Here is an 18,794-nt window from a genome sequence, read left to right as displayed (position 1 = left end):
ATTTTTACTCTTCAATAACTTTAGCAACCACTAAATAACCGTCTTTTTCTTTTGGGAAGTTTTCCTTAATGATTTGTTTTTCAGTTTCAGAACTTTCAATTACAATATCATCTCTTAAATCATTTAAAGACACACAATTATTATTAACATTATTAAAGGTGTTATTTGTTGAATTAGCGTTTTTAATAACTTCAAATAATTTATTCACAGCCTCAGATGGTTGTGCTCCTTTAATGCTCGACAATATGTCGACTGTCATAATTTTACTCATGCTTTTAAATCTTAATTTTTATAGCGGAAATTTTAGGTGGTAAAATTACGAAAGTTTTTATGGAGTTTATGTGTCTAAGTCTTTAAACTTAGTATAAAGGGAATGTTAGTGAATACTCTTTTAATATGTGTGTAAATTTCTAAATTTTATTATGAATTCATATAAAAACACAGTGTAAGTTGAAAATATGAAAGGGTGTTTGGTTTTTTGGTTTTATTAGTTTAATCTCATACTTGATTTTTTTTGAAAAAAACAAACGATTTTATGTTGAGCTAGTTGTTTTTTTAGTGAGTTTTTGGGATAATTACATTCAAAATAGCGTGTTTTAGCTGCTTTTTGGTTTTTATTTAATTATTGATGGGTGAAAACATGCCTAAATCCATTTTAAGGCGCTTTTTAGGTGATTTAAGACACTTTTCAGTAATTAACAAATGTTGATAATTATTATGTGGAATCGATAAAATACTTTTAAAATGAGTTTAAAATCCGTATATTTGTTAGTGATTGAAAATGATGCATAGGCGTCATTTTTTTATGTTATAAAACTAAACTTTAAATTATAGATATATAATAATATGAGCGAAGAAAAAGAAGTCTTTAACGAGCATAATTATTCGGCAGATAGTATTCAGGCATTAGAAGGTATGGAGCATGTACGTATGCGTCCTTCTATGTATATTGGAGATGTAGGTACAAGAGGTTTACATCATTTAGTTTATGAAGTTGTAGATAACTCGATTGATGAGGCTTTAGCAGGACATTGTAATAATATTACCGTTACTATTAATGAAGATAACTCGATTACTACAGAAGATGATGGTCGTGGTATTCCAGTAGATTTGCACAAAAAAGAAGGTGTTTCTGCATTGGAGGTTGTTATGACTAAAATTGGTGCAGGTGGTAAATTTGATAAAGATTCTTATAAGGTTTCTGGTGGGCTTCACGGTGTTGGTGTAAGTTGTGTGAATGCTTTGTCAGAAAGTTTAAAAGCGACTGTATATAGAAAAGGAGAGATTTGGGAACAGGAATACGAACGTGGAAAAGCAATCTATCCTGTTAAAAAAGTAGGAGAGACTGATAAAAGAGGTACAACGGTTACGTTCAAGCCAGACTCAACTATTTTTACTCAAACTTTAGAGTATAGTTATGATACGCTTGCAAGTCGTTTGCGAGAATTAGCATTTTTGAATAAAGGAATCACTGTTCATTTAGTTGATAAAAGATCTAAAAAAGAAGATGGTGAGTTTGAAGGAGAAACATTTCATTCAGATGAAGGTCTTAAGGAGTTTATCAAGTATTTAGATGCGACTCGTGAGCCATTAATGAAAGATGTTATTGCTTTCGAAGGTGAAAAAAATGGTGTCCCTGTTGAAGTCGCTATGATTTATAACACATCGTATGCCGAGAATTTACATTCGTATGTAAATAATATTAATACACATGAAGGTGGAACACATCTTTCTGGTTTCCGTCGTGGTTTAACACATACACTTAAAAAATATGCAGATGAATCGGGCTTATTAAAAAACTTAAAGTTTGATATTGCTGGTGATGATTTTCGTGAAGGATTAACTGCCATTATTTCTGTAAAAGTACAAGAGCCACAATTTGAAGGACAAACAAAAACTAAATTAGGAAATAGGGAAGTTTCTGCTTCGGTAAGTCAAGCGGTTTCAGAAATGTTAACCGATTATTTAGAAGAGCATCCGGATGATGCTAAAATTATTGTTCAAAAAGTAATATTAGCAGCACAAGCACGTCATGCAGCGCAAAAAGCACGTGATATGGTACAGCGTAAAACCGTTATGAGTATTGGTGGTTTACCTGGTAAATTAAGTGATTGTTCTGAGCAAGACCCTGCAAAATGCGAAGTATTTCTTGTAGAGGGAGATTCGGCAGGTGGAACGGCTAAGCAAGGTAGAGATAGAGCATTTCAAGCGATTTTACCATTAAGAGGTAAGATATTGAATGTTGAAAAAGCGATGGTTCACAAAGTTTTTGAAAACGAAGAGATTAAAAATATTTTTACAGCATTAGGGGTTACTATTGGAACTGAGGAAGATAGTAAGGCGCTTAACCTTTCAAAATTACGTTACCATAAAGTAGTTATTATGTGTGATGCCGATATTGATGGTAGTCACATTGCAACTCTAATTTTAACATTCTTCTTTAGGTATATGAAGGAACTTATAGAGAACGGACATATTTATATTGCAACACCACCATTATATTTAGTGAAGCGTGGTGCAAAAAAACAATATGCTTGGTCTGATAAAGAACGCGATGCTATTGTTTCGGAATTTGGAGATGGATCTAAAATACAACGTTATAAAGGTCTTGGGGAAATGAATGCTGAGCAACTTTGGGATACAACAATGAATCCTGAATTTAGAACCATGCGTTTAGTTCAAATTGATAATGGTACAGAAGCAGATAGAATTTTCTCTATGTTAATGGGAGATGAAGTACCTCCGCGTAGAGAGTTTATTGAGAAAAATGCTATTTATGCGAATATTGATGCGTAAAAGATGTTTTTTTAAATTTATTTAAATGTTTTTATATAAAAAGAGACTGCCTAAAATTTTAGGCAGTCTCTTTTATTATTAAATGGTTTTGGTACTCTTGCTCAAAAGGTTTATATCTTGTTATTTGAATTTAATAACATCAACTTATTTAAAATAATCCTAAGCCTACTTTTATATTTGGAGTAGAAACACGAGCTCTTGTACTAATAGTCTTTCTTCTTGGGTCGCTTTCATAATAATACCCATTATATCTGTAATAATAAAATGAAGCATGGTGATAATAATAATCACTATGATGACAATGGTTGTTACAATGGTCATAATGATTAGCGTAAGCATCTTTTTTACCTTTCATATAAGCTCGATAGGCTTTTCTGTCTTTTCGTTTTAAATTGTCTTCATACGCTTTTTGGTCTTTCCAAAAAACCTCTTCATCTGCTTTAGTTTCTGCGTTAAATTGTTGTTCGTATTTGGCATCTTCAGTAGCTCTTTTTTGATAATATGATTTTTTATCAACAAGTTTTTCGTTTGATACTTCAGTTTCTTGACTGTATAATGTAATCGAAGTTCCTATAATTATTACAAGCATTAATTTTTTAAGTGATTTCATAAGTCTAATTTTTTTAATTAATAAATAAGCTACTAATAAGCCTTCATTAATAAGACACTTTTAAAGTATTTTACCCTACCGTTTCTTATTTTAATTTAAAAAAATCATTTACCTCCGTTAGCCTTTAAATCGGCTAAACACTGGGAGTCCAGTTGAGGTGCAGAACTCATGTTTGCCATGTTAGAAATGTTTACTGCAGATTCTGTAGCCCAATACATTAAGCAATTTTCTACATTACAATGTTTTGGATGATCTTCATCTTCATGATTGCTTTGTAAATTTGTTCCAAGGTTTGTAAGTCCAAAAATATGTCCAAATTCATGATTGATAACTGTAGTTTCTAAAAGAGAACGACTTGGTTCGAGGGGGCTATTGCTTAGGTTTTTAATAGTTTCTTCGTAAATTACAAATGAAGTGTTCCAGTAAGCTGTTCCTAAAACAACCGTATTATTCGCTTCAGAATCCTTATCGGATTTTCCATCTGAAAAATAAGCCCAAACAGCAATTTTATCTGTTGTATTATAATATTTGCGTTGTTCTTTTTCTATATCTGCAATATCCTCAATACTATATACGTCCTTTCCTGGTGATGGAATAGCTCTTTTTTCAATGATTATGCCATCTGGTTTATAGGTTCTGTTTGTTAGAAACAATACAAAATTATCTATAGCTGTTTGAGTAGGTTCAAGGCCTTCTACATAAACCAATTCTATAATCATGTTTGTAAAGGTATCGTCTGATAATAAATCATTAGCAGAACTGCCAGTTGCTTGTCTATTTAATGATTTGTTAATTGTGTTGTTTGGAGTATCATCATTATTGTTTACTGGTTCATCTTTTGAGCAAGCGTTAATAAATACAAATAAGATTATTGCTATTAAAATTTTATATTTCATAATTTGTTTTTTTACTTAAAAACAGCTGCCTGATATAGACAGCTGTTTTACCATAACATATATTACAGATACTAACTTAGTTTATATTTGGGTTAAAACTAAGGTTATCGCTGTATTTGTTGTGCTTTGCATAGAGATTGAATTTTCAGAATAGCTAGTTACTTCCCAGGTCTGGTTTAATAATTCGAAAGCAGTATTTCCAGAAAATGTCAACGATAAAAATACTTCAAGCTCTGATGCTACGGTGTAGGTTCCTTCAATATTATTGGCAGTTGTATTTACTATGTTTTCAGCTTTACAACTTAAGTCGTTAGCAAAATCAATAGTGTAGTCTGCATAATCATTAGCGCTATTTATACTCGCATTTATAAAAGATTCAATTTTAAAAGTGCCTTCAACTAGAATGTCTTCTAAATTTTGTGCATTTTCTTCCGCCTCTTTCATAGCGTCATCATTAGATAGGCATTGTGTGATTTTAGTTTGTAAATCCATATCGCTTGAAATTTCTACAACAGTATTGCTTTGTCCTGCTAAACTAGCTGTTATTGGATAGTTTATGGCAAATAATTCATCATTACCAAAATTATTCATGTAAGTATATAGTTGTTGCTTAGATTCAATAATAATACTGCCAGTTTGTTCAAAGTTTAAGCTGTACGTTAAAATAGTAATTGGGAAATTAATATCTAGACAATTTATGGCGTCATCGGCATTTTGTTCAGCTTGTTCGCAAGCATTCATAAGTTCATCATATTCTATCTGATTTGTTATTTGTACTTCAGTGTAATTATTTAGCATTACTGAAAGTGGAAATTGAAACTCGATTGAATCGTTATCATTAGTAAATTCTCCAAGAATGTTTAAAACTAAGTTGTATTGAGATTCATTAATAATAGTTATTTCGGTATTATTTATTGTTGCAGTTACTGGTAATAAAATAGAAGAGCAAGACATCCCGTCTAAAAAATCGTCAAAACTACCATCATGCATTGATGAACGCTCAAGGTTATTTGCAGTTGGAGATTGAGCAGAATTGGTATTTGGATTTTGTCCGTTTTCACTATCAATTTCGTCTTGACAAGATGTGAAACTAAAAATTGATGTTAATAAGATTGCGGTTAATAATTTTAAATTTTTCATGATTAAATTTTTTTGGGTTATAAAGTTTTTCTTTTTCACAGCGATTTTTTTTCGCTTTCTATATTTAAGACCCTTAGCATTTGATTTACCCTATGGTTTTTTATTGTTTTTCATAAACAAACATGTAAGTGTATGTTTTTAAGATGATTACGACTTGTTTTTTTTATTCATATTTTTGTTGAATCATACTATTATATAGATTTATGAATAGCTCCAAACCTAAACTTTGCCAAGAATCATACTTTGATTCTTTTTACTTAGAACATATTCAGTCAGTTAATAATTTTGCTTATTACAAATGTGGTGATAAAGCAGCATCTTTAGACTTTGTGCAAGACGCATTTTCAAAAGTATGGGAAAATTGTTCTAAAATTGATTTTGAAAAAGCAAAGACGTATTTGTTTACTACCGTTAATAATCTTTTTTTAAACACGGTTCGTCATCAAAAAGTTGTGATGTCATATGCAAAAGAGTCTCCTTATGTTGATCAGACAAATTTAAGTCCAGAATATTTATTAGAAGAAAATGAGTTTAAACAAAAGTTGGAGTCTGTGATTTCGGATTTAAGTGAAGAACAAAGAGAAGTATTTTTATTAAATAGAATAGAGGATAAGAAATACAGAGAAATAGCAGAATTGCTTGATATATCTCAAAAAACAGTAGAAAAAAGAATGTCAGCAGCTTTAAAAATACTCCGTAAAAAAATGGAAGGCATAAATATTTAAAGAAAATTAAAAAATAACATAGGGTAAATAAATATATAGGTGTCTAATAATTGTAACGCATCAAATTAATGAGTAAAGAAAACGACATATTAAAATGGTTTAATGGTGAAATTTCTTCTGAAGAAATTAAAGAGTTATACCCTAATGAAGACTTTTCTGTTTTAGAAAAAGCAGGCTTTTATGCAAAACAAATAACTGTTCCTGAGGTGGATGCACAAAAGGCTTTGGCAGATTTTAAAACCAGAACTTTTAATAAGCAAGAATCTAAAGTAATACCTTTAAACTTTAAGTCGTTTTTAAAAATAGCAGCTATTTTTGTAGTACTGTTGGCATCATCTTATTTTTTGTTTTTCAACAATATAAAATCTTTTGAAACCCAAATAGCAGAAACAAGAGTGTTTAATTTGCCAGATAATTCTGAAGTTATATTAAATGCGCAATCTCATCTTACATACAATAAAAAAGAATGGAAAAATAATAGAACTTTGAATTTGGATGGGGAGGCTTTTTTTAAAGTGACAAAGGGAGAAAAGTTTACCGTTAACACGGCGGCGGGAAGTATTCAGGTTTTAGGTACTCAGTTTAATGTAAAAGAACGCGATAATTATTTTGAAGTTCAATGTTACGAAGGTTCTGTAAGCGTAACAAGTGATAAGGGTAAAGTTGTTTTGACTCCAGGTAAAACCTTTAGAATTATTAAAGACGAAGTGATTTTGGTTAAAGATTTTATTGCAGAAAATCCGTCTTGGATAGCTCAAGAATCATCGTTTGATAATGTGCCGCTTTGGCAAGTTATTGACGAGTTAGAAGTTCAGTTTGATATGTCTATTTCTGTTGAAAATATTAATACAGCGAAGTTGTTTTCAGGAAGTTTTACACATAAGGATAAAAACGTAGCCTTGCAGTCTGTAACGATTCCATTAAATTTGAGCTACAAAATTAATGGCAATAAAGTTGAGTTCTATAACTATGCTAAAAACTAAATATCTATTTATTGTTTTTTTATGTTTTAGTATTTTTTCTTTTGGTTTACAATCACAAGAAAAATTATCGATACTAGCTTTAATAAAGCAATTAGAAACACAATTTGATGTAAAATTCTCGTACACGGAAAACGACGTTAAAAATGTCTTTATAAACAAACCACTAGTTACGGATACTATTGAAGAGATAATAAGCAGTCTTAATGCTTCAACATTATTAAATTTTAAATTTTTAGACGATCGATACATCACTGTCTCTACTTTAAATAAGCGAATTAAAATTTGTGGTACTGTTACTTCAAAACTAAATAACAAACCCCTTTTAGGAGCTTCTGTTTATGTAAAAAACACTTCAAAAGGTGTTATTACGAATATTGATGGTGTTTTTAATTTTAGTAATATAACTGTAGATGAAACTATTATTATTTCATTTATTGGTTATAAAACAGCAAGCTTTTCTGCTAAAGAATTAATGTTGATTGATGGTCACTGTAAAACTATTGTTTTAGAGGAAGATATAGAAGAATTAAACCAAGTGTTAATTTCTAAATTTTTAATCACAGGCTTGCAAAAACGAACAGATGGTAGTACTGTTTTAAATACAAAGAAATTTGGCACGCTTCCTGGATTAACAGAGCCGGATATTTTGCAATCTATTCAAGCGTTTCCTGGTATAGAAAGCGTTAATGAAAGTGTTGCAAATATTAATGTGCGTGGTGGAACAAACGACGAAAATTTAATGATATGGGATGGTATAAAAATGTATCACTCTGGGCATTTTTTTGGACTTATTTCTGCTTACAATCCGCATCTTACAAATAAAGTTGTTGTAATAAAAAATGGAACTTCGAGTGAGTTTAGTGATGGAGTGTCTAGTACTATTAATATGTCTACAAAAGATGTTATTGGAAATGATTTTTCTGGTGGATTTGGCGCTAATTTAATACATGCAGATGCGTATTTTGAAATACCAATAAGTAAAAAATTGGCATTGCACGTTTCAGGAAGAAGATCTTTTACAGATGTATTTAATTCCCCAACTTATGATAATTATTTTGAACGCAGTTTTCAAGATAGTGAGCTTACCACAAATAGTGATAATATAACAGATGGTAATAGATCGTCAGATTTTTTCTTTTACGATTATACAGCAAAGTTGCTTTTTGATATTACTGATAAACATAAGTTTAGAGCCAATGTTATTGGTATTAATAATAATTTAGATTATACCGAAAGTTACCAAAATTCTGATGGAATAACTGAATCAAAAACGAGTAATTTAAAACAAGAAAATTTAGGTTTGGGAGGTCGTTGGGATGCAGTTTGGAATACTAAATTAACAACCCGTTTGTCTGCGTTTTATTCTAAATATAATGTAGATGCTACTAATTATAGGATTGAAACAGACCAAAGACTTACGCAGGCAAATGAAGTTTTAGAAACAGGAGTTAAGTTAAATACTTATTATAAAATTAATAATGTTTTTAAACTTTTAAGCGGGTATCAATTCAGCGAAATTGGTATTTTATACGAAACAACTGTTAGTGCGCCTTCTTATGATAGAGTTAAAAAGGATGTATTGTTAAATCATGCGCTTTTTAGTGAAATAGAGTATAGAAATAATACAACATATTTGCGATTGGGTGTTCGGGGTAATTACTTTCAAAAGTTTAATAAACTTATTCTTGAGCCACGTTTAAATTTAAGGCAAAAATTATCTCGTCATTTTGCTATAAAACTTCAAGGAGAATTTAAAAACCAATCTGCAAATCAAAAAATAGACTTTCAAGATGATTTTTTAGGTGTTGAAAACAGGAGATGGATTTTGGCTAACGAAAAAGAAATAAAAATTTCTGAAAGTAAGCAAGCATCTTTTGGGTTTGAGTTTAATCAAAATAATTGGTTGTTGGATGTAGAAGGGTTTTATAAATTAGTAGATGGTATTACGGCATCAAATCAAGGATTTTATAATAATTTTCAATATGTTAATGCAGAGGGGCGTTACAATTCAAGAGGTGTTGAGTTTTTATTGAATAAAACGGCAGATACTTATAGTACTTGGTTAAGCTATACTTATAGTATAAATGATTATGAATTTGCAAGTATTACGCCTTCTGTTTTTCCAAACAATGTAGATATTAGACATTCGGTTTCTTTGGCGTTTAATTATAATGTTTTAGAAAGCTTAGAGGCATCCATAGGTGGTATATGGCGTTCGGGACAACCATTTACAAAACCCATTGATGGTAATGAAACTGTTCAAGATGGAAATAATACCCGCATTAATTATGATGCGCCCAATAATGAAAATATTGATGATTTTATGCGATTAGATGCTTCAATTGCCTATGACTTCAAATTTTCAGAAACTGTTTTGGGTGTATTTAGAGTTGGTGTCTTAAATATTTTAGATAGAGAAAATACCATAAATAGATATTATGAGGTTAATCCAGAAGATACAAGTAAAGCTATTCAAATAAATAATAAATCTCTTGGTCTAACACCTAATATCAGTTTCAGATTAAATTTTTAATCATAAAACACACATAGCAATATCGTTAAAAAGCAATTTAAAACGATAAAGTGTTATTTGTGTGGTTTTTTTATTATATTTGTTCCATTCCATAATTCAAAAAAAATGAAAAAGACATTCCTACTTATCTTGTTGTGTATTGCAACAATTTCTTCAAAAGCGCAAAATGATTTAGATGCACTTTTGGCTGCTGGCTTAGATGATGCACAGCGTTTTGCAAGTGATTATTTAATGCCAGGTACCAACGGTTTAATGTATAGCATGAATGCCAATTGGTTTAATACAGCAGATGCGAAACCATTAGGCGGTTTTGAAATTTCTGTAGTTGCAAATGCTGCTTTAATAAAAGATGAGAACAAAATGTTTTTAATGAATGTGAGCGATTATAGTAATGTGCAATTTGTTGATGGCTCTAATTCTAAAATGGTAGCTACTGCTTTAGGAGAAAATAATCCAAGCATACGTGTTGAAATTACTTATGATGATCCTATTTTTGGAAATCAAACAGAGGAAATTGAATTGCCAACTGGTATTGGTTCAGGAAGTGCTAATTTATTGCCGTCAGCATTTATTCAAGGTGCTTTAGGGCTTAGTAAAGGTATAGAGGTTAAGGCTCGTTTTCTTCCTAAAATAGAAACAGATGATGTCGATTTAAGTATGTACGGAGCTGGTTTGCAAATGGAATTTACCAAATGGTTGCCAGCAGATAAATTATTACCAGTTGCTATATCGGGTTTAGTTGCATATACGCATTTAGATGGTTCATACGATTTAACAGATTCATCTGTAATAGAAGGTGAAAATCAACGCATAGAAAATGAAACAAATACTTGGTTATTACAACTTATAGCTTCAACAAAACTTCCTGTAATTAACTTTTATGGTGGTGTTGGTTTTATAAGTGGAAAATCAGAATCAGATATGTTAGGAACTTATAGAATATCTAACGGTTTAATAACATCAAAAAATATTGTTGACCCATTTTCAGTATCGAGTAAAGTTTCTGGGGTGCGTGGTACTATTGGTACAAAATTAAAATTAGGTTTTTTCAGACTTAATGCTGAATATCACTTAGCTGAATTTGATGCTTTTTCAGTAGGTATTAATTTTGGTTTTAGATAATTTGAAAAAAATCATCCCTTTAGGTTATAATGCCTAATAGTGGTTTAAGCATTTAAATTTATATAAAAAAATTAAAATAAATAATTGTTTAGTTTTAGTTAGTTTTTTTTAGTTATTAGTATTGAAAAAGTGTAAGATTTAATCTTGCACTTTTTTTATTTAGAGTATTTAAATTCGTAATTTTGCATGACTAAAGTCATAAAATTCAATTATATATATTATGAAATTTGAGCAATAATTATTTCAATTAATGTGGAAATTATTGATTCAAATTACATATACAAACAAAAACCAAATTAAAATTTAAATTATGAAAGTAACAGTTGTAGGAGCAGGAGCAGTAGGCGCAAGTTGTGCAGAGTATATTGCTATTAAAAATTTCGCATCAGAAGTCGCATTATTAGATATTAAAGAAGGCTATGCTGAAGGAAAAGCTATGGATTTAATGCAATGTGCCTCTTTAAATGGGTTTGACACTAAAATTACAGGTATTACTAATGATTATAGTAAAACTGCAGGAAGCGATATTTGTGTGATTACTTCTGGAATTCCTCGTAAACCTGGTATGACTCGTGAAGAATTAATAGGAATTAATGCTGGTATTGTAAAAACAGTATCTGCAAATTTAATAGAGTATTCTCCTAACACAATTATTATTGTTGTAAGTAACCCAATGGATACCATGACTTATTTAGTACATAAATCTACAGGTTTACCTAAAAATAGAATTATAGGTATGGGTGGTGCTTTAGATTCTGCACGTTTTAAATACAGATTAGCAGAAGCTTTAGAAGCTCCAATTAGCGATGTAGATGGAATGGTTATTGGTGGACATAGCGATACAGGTATGGTACCATTAACGTCTCATGCAACTAGAAATAGTATCAAAGTTTCTGAGTTTTTAAATGAAGAGCGTTTACAACAAGTAGCTGAAGATACTAAAGTAGGAGGGGCTACACTTACTAAATTGTTAGGAACATCTGCTTGGTATGCACCAGGAGCCGCTGTGAGTGGTTTAGTTCAAGCTATTGCTTGCGATCAAAAGAAATTATTCCCTTGTTCTACGTTGTTAGAAGGTGAATATGGTTTAAATGATATTTGTATTGGAGTACCAGTAATTTTAGGTAAAAATGGTATAGAAAGTATTGTTGATATTGAGCTAAGTGATGCTGAAAAAGCACACATGCAAGCTAGTGCAGAAGGAGTTAGAAAAACGAATGGTTTATTAGAATTATAGAATAAAATACCTTAAAATAGATATTTATATAAAGACTGTAGAAATACAGTCTTTATTTTTTTATATTTGGCACATGAAGAAAAGGTGGTACATAAGTACTTTAGTTGTTATTCTTACTGTTTTAGGAGTTGTTTTTCATGAACAAATTTCTGTACCCAATCAAGAAATTGTGTTGCAGTTTGCAAATGTTGATACAACTACTAATCAAGCTCAAAAAACCATTGCGATTGTAAAAAAACAATTGCAAGATTTAGGAGTTCAAAATATACAAGTAGCCGAGATTGAAAAAGGAAGCTTAAGAATTTCTTATTATAGTGATACAGATGTCGCTAGTATAAAAAAAACCTTTTCTAAAGAGAAACATATAATACTTGATTATGCACCTTTTAGTCAAGATAAAAACCCTGTCAAATCACCTTTAAACGACGATTCGTTTAGTTATAATATTGATGTTTTTGAAATTGATAATGGCAATCATTCAGATTTAGGATTCAATGGAAAGTATGTATTAGAACCAAAACCTAAAAATGATCGGTTTTTTAACCCTAATGTCTATTTATCTGCTAATAATATAGACATTTCAGAAAAAGATAGTATTATAAAAGTAGCCTATAAGATTCGTAGAAATATTACGATAACTATAGACAATGCGTTACACAAAATACCCGAAGTTAGAGCTGGCCCAATTTGCTAACTGGGTGATTTTCTTTTGGATTATAAACACTTCCCCAGAATAATTACAAGTATTCTTATAATTAAGATATAGTGTTCATTTTAATATAATGAAGCTATAAAACCTTATTTAAATATAAAAAATTGTCAAATTTAGAGGTAAAGCATATATTTGCCCGTTTTAAAAAAATTTGACCACAAAAAAATATAAAATGCAAAACAAAGGATTAGTAAAATTATTTGCGATTTTATTTGGTTTGGTAAGTCTTTACCAATTATCATTTACATTCAAAGCAAAGCAAATTGAGAACCAAGCAGAAGAAACTGCTATTAGTAAAATTCCAGATACAGAAGACGATTATCGTTCAAAGCGAAGTATGGAAGAAGCTAGCTATTTAGAAGCTATAGCAACCGATACTGTTTTTAATATTGGTATTGCTAAATTTACTTACAATGAAGTGAAACAAAAAGCCATGAATCTTGGTTTAGATTTAAAAGGTGGTATTAATGTTATTTTGCAAGTTTCAGTTAAAGACATTTTAAAAGGCTTAGCAAATAACACTAAAGATCCTGTTTTTAATAAAGCATTAGATGATGCATCAGAGCTTCAAAAGGATAGTCAAAACACCTATTTAGAAGATTTCTTTGTTGCTTTTGATAAAATAAAAGGCGATACAAAATTAGCTTCTCCAGATATTTTTTATACGAAAGCATTAGATGGTGAGATTAATGGAAATATGGCTGATGAAGAAGTTAAAGGTATTATTGAAACTAAAATAGATGAGTCTATTGTTTCTGCTTTTGAAGTATTACGTAAGCGTATTGATGAGTTTGGCGTTACATCACCTAACATTCAACGTTTAGGTAGTTCGGGACGTATTTTAGTAGAACTTCCAGGGGTTAAAGACATTGAAAGAGCAACCTCTTTATTACAAAGTACGGCGCAATTAGAGTTTTGGGATGCCTATAAAGGAGAACAGTTTTTTAACTTTCTAGGACAAGCTAATGAAGTATTAAAAGATGTAGTAGCGCCAAAAACCGAAACTGCAGAGCAAGAACCTAATGATGTTGAAGATGCTACCGATTCGGCTATTGATGACCTTTTAGGAGATGCAACAACTGATTCTACTGAAGTAGCAACAGTAAATCCAATTTTCGATTTAATTAAAGGACAAGGCTACCAAGGTGGACCAGTTATTGCAAGATTTGCAATAAAAGATAAAGAAACAGTTCTTAAGTATTTAAACATGCCACAAGTAAGAGCTTTGCTTCCTGCTGAAATGCGTTATGCGAAATTTGCTTTTGGTAAACCTAAAAAGAATAGTGAGATAGTAGATTTATATGCATTAATTGGTAATAGAGATAACACGCCAGAATTGAGTGGTGCAGTAGTTACTGATGCTAGAAATCAATTCGGTCCAACAGGAAAATCTGAAGTGTCTATGCAAATGAATGCAAAAGGGGCTAAGATTTGGGAGGAAATGACTGGTAAAGCATATTCTCAAGGCAGTCAAATTGCAATTGTTTTAGATGATGTTGTGTATTCTGCTCCAGGAGTTACTACAGGGCCAATAGCTGGTGGTAGTTCTTCTATATCTGGAGATTTTACACTAAATGAAGCTATCGATTTAGCAAACGTATTGCGTGCAGGTAAGTTGCCAGCATCAGCAGATATTATTTCTAGTACAGTAGTTGGACCTTCTTTAGGTCAAGAAGCTATTGATAGTGGTAAAATGTCTTTCATGATCGCTTTAGCGCTTGTATTAATTTGGATGGTTTTTTATTACGGAAAAGCAGGTGCATTTGCAGATGTTGCAATGTTATTAAACATTCTTTTAATCTTCGGTATTTTATCAGGGCTAGGAGCGGTATTAACATTACCAGGTATTGCAGGTATTGTATTAACAATAGGTATGTCGGTAGATGCGAATGTACTTATATTTGAACGTATTCGAGAAGAGCTTACTAAAGGTAAAGGACAAAAAGAAGCTATTAAAGATGGATTTAGTAATGCGTTATCTTCAATTTTAGATGCCAATATTACAACTGGTCTTACGGCTTTAATTTTATTTGTTTTCGGTACAGGACCAATTAAAGGGTTTGCAACTACCTTATTAATAGGTATTATGACTTCTTTATTTACTGCAATTTTTATTACAAGATTATTGGTTGATTGGTATGCTAATAAAGGAGGAAAGTTAGATTTTTCTACAGCAATAACTAAAAATCTTTTCAGAAATATAAATATAGAGTTCTTATCGAAACGTAAAATTGCTTATATCATTTCAGGAGTATTTATTGTATTAAGTTTAGGTTCTTTATTTACAAACGGATTAGATCAAGGCGTCGATTTTGTTGGAGGTAGAACTTATCAAGTACGTTTTGCACAAGATGTTAGTGCTTCAGAAATTTCGGCAACTTTGGCAGATGCTTTTGGTAGTGCTGATGCTAAAACTGTTGGAGATGCCAATCAGTTAAAAATTACTACTAAATATAAAGTAAACGAAGCTAGTGCTGAGGTAGATGAAGAAATAAGATTGAAATTATACAATACATTACAATCCCATTTATCAGGAGTTAGTTACGAAGATTTTATAGATTTAAATGATGTAAATAAACAAGTAGGTTTAATGGAGTCTTTTAAAGTAAGTCCAACCATTGCTGATGATATTAAACAAGCTTCTTTTTGGGCTATATTAGGGTCTTTAATCGTAGTATTCCTTTATATATTATTCCGTTTCAAGAAATGGCAATATTCTCTTGGTGCAGTTGTAGCTGTATTCCATGATGTTGTTATTGTATTGGGAGTGTTTTCGTTAACTTATAGGTTTATGCCATTTAGCATGGAAATAGATCAAGCATTTATTGCAGCAATTCTAACAGTTATTGGTTACTCTTTAAATGATACTGTGGTTGTATTTGATAGAATTCGTGAATTTTTTAACGAGCATACTTCTTGGAATTTTGAAAAAGTGGTAAATGTATCATTAAGCAGTACTTTAAGCAGAACATTAAATACGTCATTAACAACTTTAGTGGTATTGTTAGCTATCTTTATTTTTGGGGGTGATTCTATTAGAGGATTTATGTTTGCTTTAATAGTAGGAGTTGTAGTAGGGACATATTCGTCTCTATTTATAGCAACGCCAATTATGTATGATTCAGTGAAAAAGTTAGAAGATAAAAAGAAAAGTTAAACCAAATTCTTAACTTAATTAAAAAATCCTATCAACTTTTTAGTTGATAGGATTTTTTTTTATTCGTAGTTTGCAGAAATTTTTAATATAATTTAGAATAATAATAGAACTTAAAAAAATATGACACGTTTTATATTAGGAATTAATAAAGGTAGATTTTTAGCTATTAGTATAGGTGTTATCTATTTTTGGTTTGGGATGCTTAAATTTTTTCCGGAGTTAAGTCCAGCCGAAGATTTAGCCAAAAAGACAATAACTTTTTTAACAATAGGAGTTTTACCTGAAAATATAAGTATTGTAATGTTAGCAGTCATTGAAGTTATTATTGGCTGTATGTTAATCTTTAATTTAAAGATGAAAGTTGCAGTAACAGCAGCGTTATTACATTTAGTATTAACCTTTATACCATTAATATGCTTTTCTGAAGATTCTTTTACTAAAGCACCTTATGCTTTAACATTAGTTGGTCAATATATAATTAAAAATATAGTTATAATAAGCGCCTTACTTTTTATTTATCCAATAGAAAATTATAAAGTTAGAGATCTCTAAAAAATATTTTAATTCTTTATTTAATTAAGCCTTTCGTCTTCAGTATGATAGGTTTTTTTTGTTGATTAATTATTTTAAGCAGGTATAATTTTGAAAAAAATGAACTATTTTGGCGTTGTAATTGCTATGGGAAAATGAGTATTTAAATGTTTTTATAGTTTTTTTAGAATCTCTCAAAAAAAAGGTTTGTATGAAAAGTTATGAATTGTCATTTGGCGTTATTTCTATTTTAAATAGCAATTTAGCTGAAGTTATTGTTGGAGAGGGAATAGAGATGAATGAAGTTATGGTTGATGAATATCATGATTTTTTGCTTAATAATTTATCGCTTCCTATTTTGTTATTAATAAATAAAAAGAACTCTTACAGTTATACTTTTGAGGCTCAAATTAGTATAGGTAATTTGAAAGAGATTAAAGCTATGGCTGTTCTTATTGGTACAAGTGGCGGGTTAATGTCAACCGAAACATTGATAAATATTAATAAAGAAAATAATTGGAATATTAAATTATTTCAGAAAAGAGATCAAGCGTTAAATTGGTTAAATACGCAACATTCAGTTTTTGTTTCAAACGTTTTAGTGTCTCAGTAAAGTAAAATTGAGACAAATTCTTGTGCATCTCTTAATTAACCGTAAATTTGCACCTTCAAAAAACAAACCATGACTGAATTTATTAGAAAGATAATACCTAATGCTAAAGACGATGTATTAGCAGGTATTACAACTTCATTAGCCATGATTCCTGAAGTAGTAGCCTTTGCTTTTGTAGCTCAAATAGATCCTTTAGTTGCGCTTTCAGGAGCATTTATTATTGGCTTAATTACAGCTATTTTTGGAGGCAGACCAGGTTTAATTTCTGGTGCTGCAGGTGCCGTTGCTGTAATTTTTGTGCACTTAATTTCAGAAGGTCATGCTAAAGGTATGATGTTTGACACACCCATCGAAAATATGGGCTATTTCTATTTGTTGGCGGCTGTTATTTTAATGGGAGTCTTTCAAATAGGAGCAGGTTTATTTAAATTAGGTCGATTCGTGAGGTTGATTCCACACTCTGTAATGATGGGGTTTGTTAATGGGTTAGCAATCGTTATTTTTCTAGCTCAAGTACGTATGTTTTCTCATAAGAAGTTAGAAGTATCAGTTGAAGGTGTAAAAGAGTATATAAATATTCCTATGCAGGGTGCCGAGCTTTATGTAATGATAGGTTTAGTATTGCTTACTATGGGTGTTATATGGGTTTTACCAAAAATAACAAACAAATTGCCTGCAGCCTTAACGGCTATTCTTATTACAACAGCTATCGTTGTATTTGGAGGTATAGAAGTTAGTACTGTTGGTTCGTATATTATTGAAGGCGGAGGCAGTGGATTGAAAGGAGAATTTCCAACTCCAAATATAGACTTATGGAAAAATTTACCTTTTAATTTAGATACCTTAAGGTTTATTTTACCATATGCTTTTTTAGCAGCATCGGTAGGGTTGATAGAGTCTTTAATGACAATGAATTTAGTTGATGAAATAACTGAAACACGCGGTAATGGAAATAGAGAATGTCTTGCTCAAGGTGCTGGAAATATAGTAAGTGGGTTATTTGGTGGTACTGGTGGTTGTGGTATGATTGGGCAAACAGTTATTAACCTTAATGCTGGTGGTCGAGGGAGATTATCTGGAATTATGATGGCAGTAACCTTACTGACCTTTATTCTATTTACAGACAAGTATATTGAACAAGTGCCAATAGCAGCTTTAATAGGTGTTATGTTTATGATGGTAATAGAAACCTTTGCATGGTCTAGTTTTAGAATTATTAGAAAAATTCCAAAATCAGATGCTATAGTGTTAATTATTGTTTCTTCTGTTACTGTAATTTATGATTTAGCCATAGCCGTATTTGTAGGTGTTATTATTTCAGCATTAGTTTTTGCTTGGGAAAATGCTAAGAAAATTAGAGCAAGAAAACGGATTTCAGAAGATGGTAAAACCAAAACATACGAAATTTGGGGGCCATTATTTTTTGGTTCTATTCAGGCTTTTAACGAAAAATTCGATATTAAAAATGACCCTGAAAAAGTGGAAATTGATTTTGTCGAATCTCGAATAAGTGATCATTCTGCAATTGAAGCGATATTCAATTTAGTAAATAAATACGAAGCTGAAGGTAAAACAATTAAGCTAAAACATTTAAGCGACGATTGTAAAATATTATTGTATAAGTCGAGTCCAAAATTTAGAGAAGTTATTATTGAAGCTGTTGATGACCCACGTTATTATTTAGCCGAAAACCCTGAGGCTTTTACCAAAGGACTTTCAGAGTATAAATTTTAAATATT

Annotated in this window: 15 protein-coding genes; 11 read left to right on the top strand and 4 right to left on the bottom strand. The window is 30.8% G+C overall.

Going from position 1 to position 18,794, the window contains the following annotated elements:
• Positions 1-4: 4 nt before the first annotated feature.
• Positions 5-271 carry a hypothetical protein gene (locus tag RHP49_03595; GenBank protein ID WNH13345.1) on the bottom strand — a complete coding sequence of 89 codons (267 nt, stop codon included), beginning with the start codon at positions 269-271 and terminating at the stop codon, positions 5-7.
• 575 nt (positions 272-846) lie between these two features.
• Here RHP49_03595 and gyrB point away from each other — a divergent pair.
• On the top strand, positions 847-2,796 hold the full coding sequence (gyrB, locus tag RHP49_03590) for a DNA topoisomerase (ATP-hydrolyzing) subunit B (protein ID WNH13344.1): 1,950 nt from the start codon (positions 847-849) through the stop codon (positions 2,794-2,796).
• Positions 2,797-2,944: 148 nt separating this feature from the next.
• Here the strand turns inward: gyrB and RHP49_03585 are convergent, their stop codons facing one another.
• The 3 genes from RHP49_03585 to RHP49_03575 form a co-directional block, all read right to left on the bottom strand.
• A complete protein-coding gene (locus RHP49_03585; protein WNH13343.1) occupies positions 2,945-3,406 on the bottom strand; it encodes a hypothetical protein in 462 nt (153 codons plus the stop codon).
• Between the two features lie 104 nt (positions 3,407-3,510).
• Positions 3,511-4,302, bottom strand: coding sequence for a membrane metalloprotease (locus RHP49_03580; protein ID WNH13342.1), 792 nt, complete (start codon positions 4,300-4,302; stop codon positions 3,511-3,513).
• An 81-nt stretch (positions 4,303-4,383) separates the two neighbouring features.
• Positions 4,384-5,442, bottom strand: a complete 1,059-nt coding sequence (locus RHP49_03575) for a hypothetical protein (GenBank protein ID WNH13341.1) — start codon at positions 5,440-5,442, stop codon at positions 4,384-4,386.
• Between the two features lie 203 nt (positions 5,443-5,645).
• Here RHP49_03575 and RHP49_03570 point away from each other — a divergent pair, with 203 nt between their 5' ends.
• From RHP49_03570 to RHP49_03525, 10 genes are all read left to right on the top strand, one after another.
• Positions 5,646-6,167: an RNA polymerase sigma-70 factor gene (locus tag RHP49_03570; protein ID WNH13340.1), complete on the top strand. Its 522-nt coding sequence runs from the start codon at positions 5,646-5,648 to the stop codon at positions 6,165-6,167.
• Positions 6,168-6,235: 68 nt separating this feature from the next.
• Positions 6,236-7,150 (top strand): FecR domain-containing protein, encoded by a 915-nt coding sequence (locus RHP49_03565; protein ID WNH13339.1) that lies wholly within the window; start codon positions 6,236-6,238, stop codon positions 7,148-7,150.
• Positions 7,137-9,683, top strand: coding sequence for a TonB-dependent receptor (locus RHP49_03560; GenBank protein WNH13338.1), 2,547 nt, complete (start codon positions 7,137-7,139; stop codon positions 9,681-9,683). Before RHP49_03565 ends, RHP49_03560 begins: the two co-directional genes overlap by 14 nt.
• Before the next feature lie 105 nt (positions 9,684-9,788).
• Complete coding sequence (locus RHP49_03555; protein ID WNH13337.1) at positions 9,789-10,805, top strand: hypothetical protein; 1,017 nt, start codon at positions 9,789-9,791, stop codon at positions 10,803-10,805.
• 310 nt (positions 10,806-11,115) lie between these two features.
• Positions 11,116-12,042, top strand: coding sequence for a malate dehydrogenase (gene mdh / locus RHP49_03550; protein ID WNH13336.1), 927 nt, complete (start codon positions 11,116-11,118; stop codon positions 12,040-12,042).
• A 73-nt stretch (positions 12,043-12,115) separates the two neighbouring features.
• The gene (locus RHP49_03545; protein ID WNH13335.1) at positions 12,116-12,736 is read left to right on the top strand and encodes a hypothetical protein; all 621 of its coding nucleotides are present in this window, start codon (positions 12,116-12,118) and stop codon (positions 12,734-12,736) included.
• Between the two features lie 190 nt (positions 12,737-12,926).
• Positions 12,927-15,911, top strand: a complete 2,985-nt coding sequence (gene secDF / locus RHP49_03540) for a protein translocase subunit SecDF (protein WNH13334.1) — start codon at positions 12,927-12,929, stop codon at positions 15,909-15,911.
• Between the two features lie 120 nt (positions 15,912-16,031).
• Positions 16,032-16,463 carry a doxx family protein gene (locus RHP49_03535; GenBank protein ID WNH13333.1) on the top strand — a complete coding sequence of 144 codons (432 nt, stop codon included), beginning with the start codon at positions 16,032-16,034 and terminating at the stop codon, positions 16,461-16,463.
• Between the two features lie 190 nt (positions 16,464-16,653).
• A complete protein-coding gene (locus RHP49_03530; protein ID WNH13332.1) occupies positions 16,654-17,055 on the top strand; it encodes a hypothetical protein in 402 nt (133 codons plus the stop codon).
• A 69-nt stretch (positions 17,056-17,124) separates the two neighbouring features.
• Positions 17,125-18,789 carry a SulP family inorganic anion transporter gene (locus RHP49_03525; protein WNH13331.1) on the top strand — a complete coding sequence of 555 codons (1,665 nt, stop codon included), beginning with the start codon at positions 17,125-17,127 and terminating at the stop codon, positions 18,787-18,789.
• Positions 18,790-18,794: the final 5 nt, after the last annotated feature.

The sequence above is a fragment of the Flavobacteriaceae bacterium HL-DH10 genome (assembly GCA_031826515.1).
GTDB lineage: Bacteria > Bacteroidota > Bacteroidia > Flavobacteriales > Flavobacteriaceae > Thalassobellus > Thalassobellus suaedae.
The sequence above is the reverse complement of the archived record's forward strand: the minus strand, read 5'-3'. Positions and strand labels throughout refer to the sequence as shown.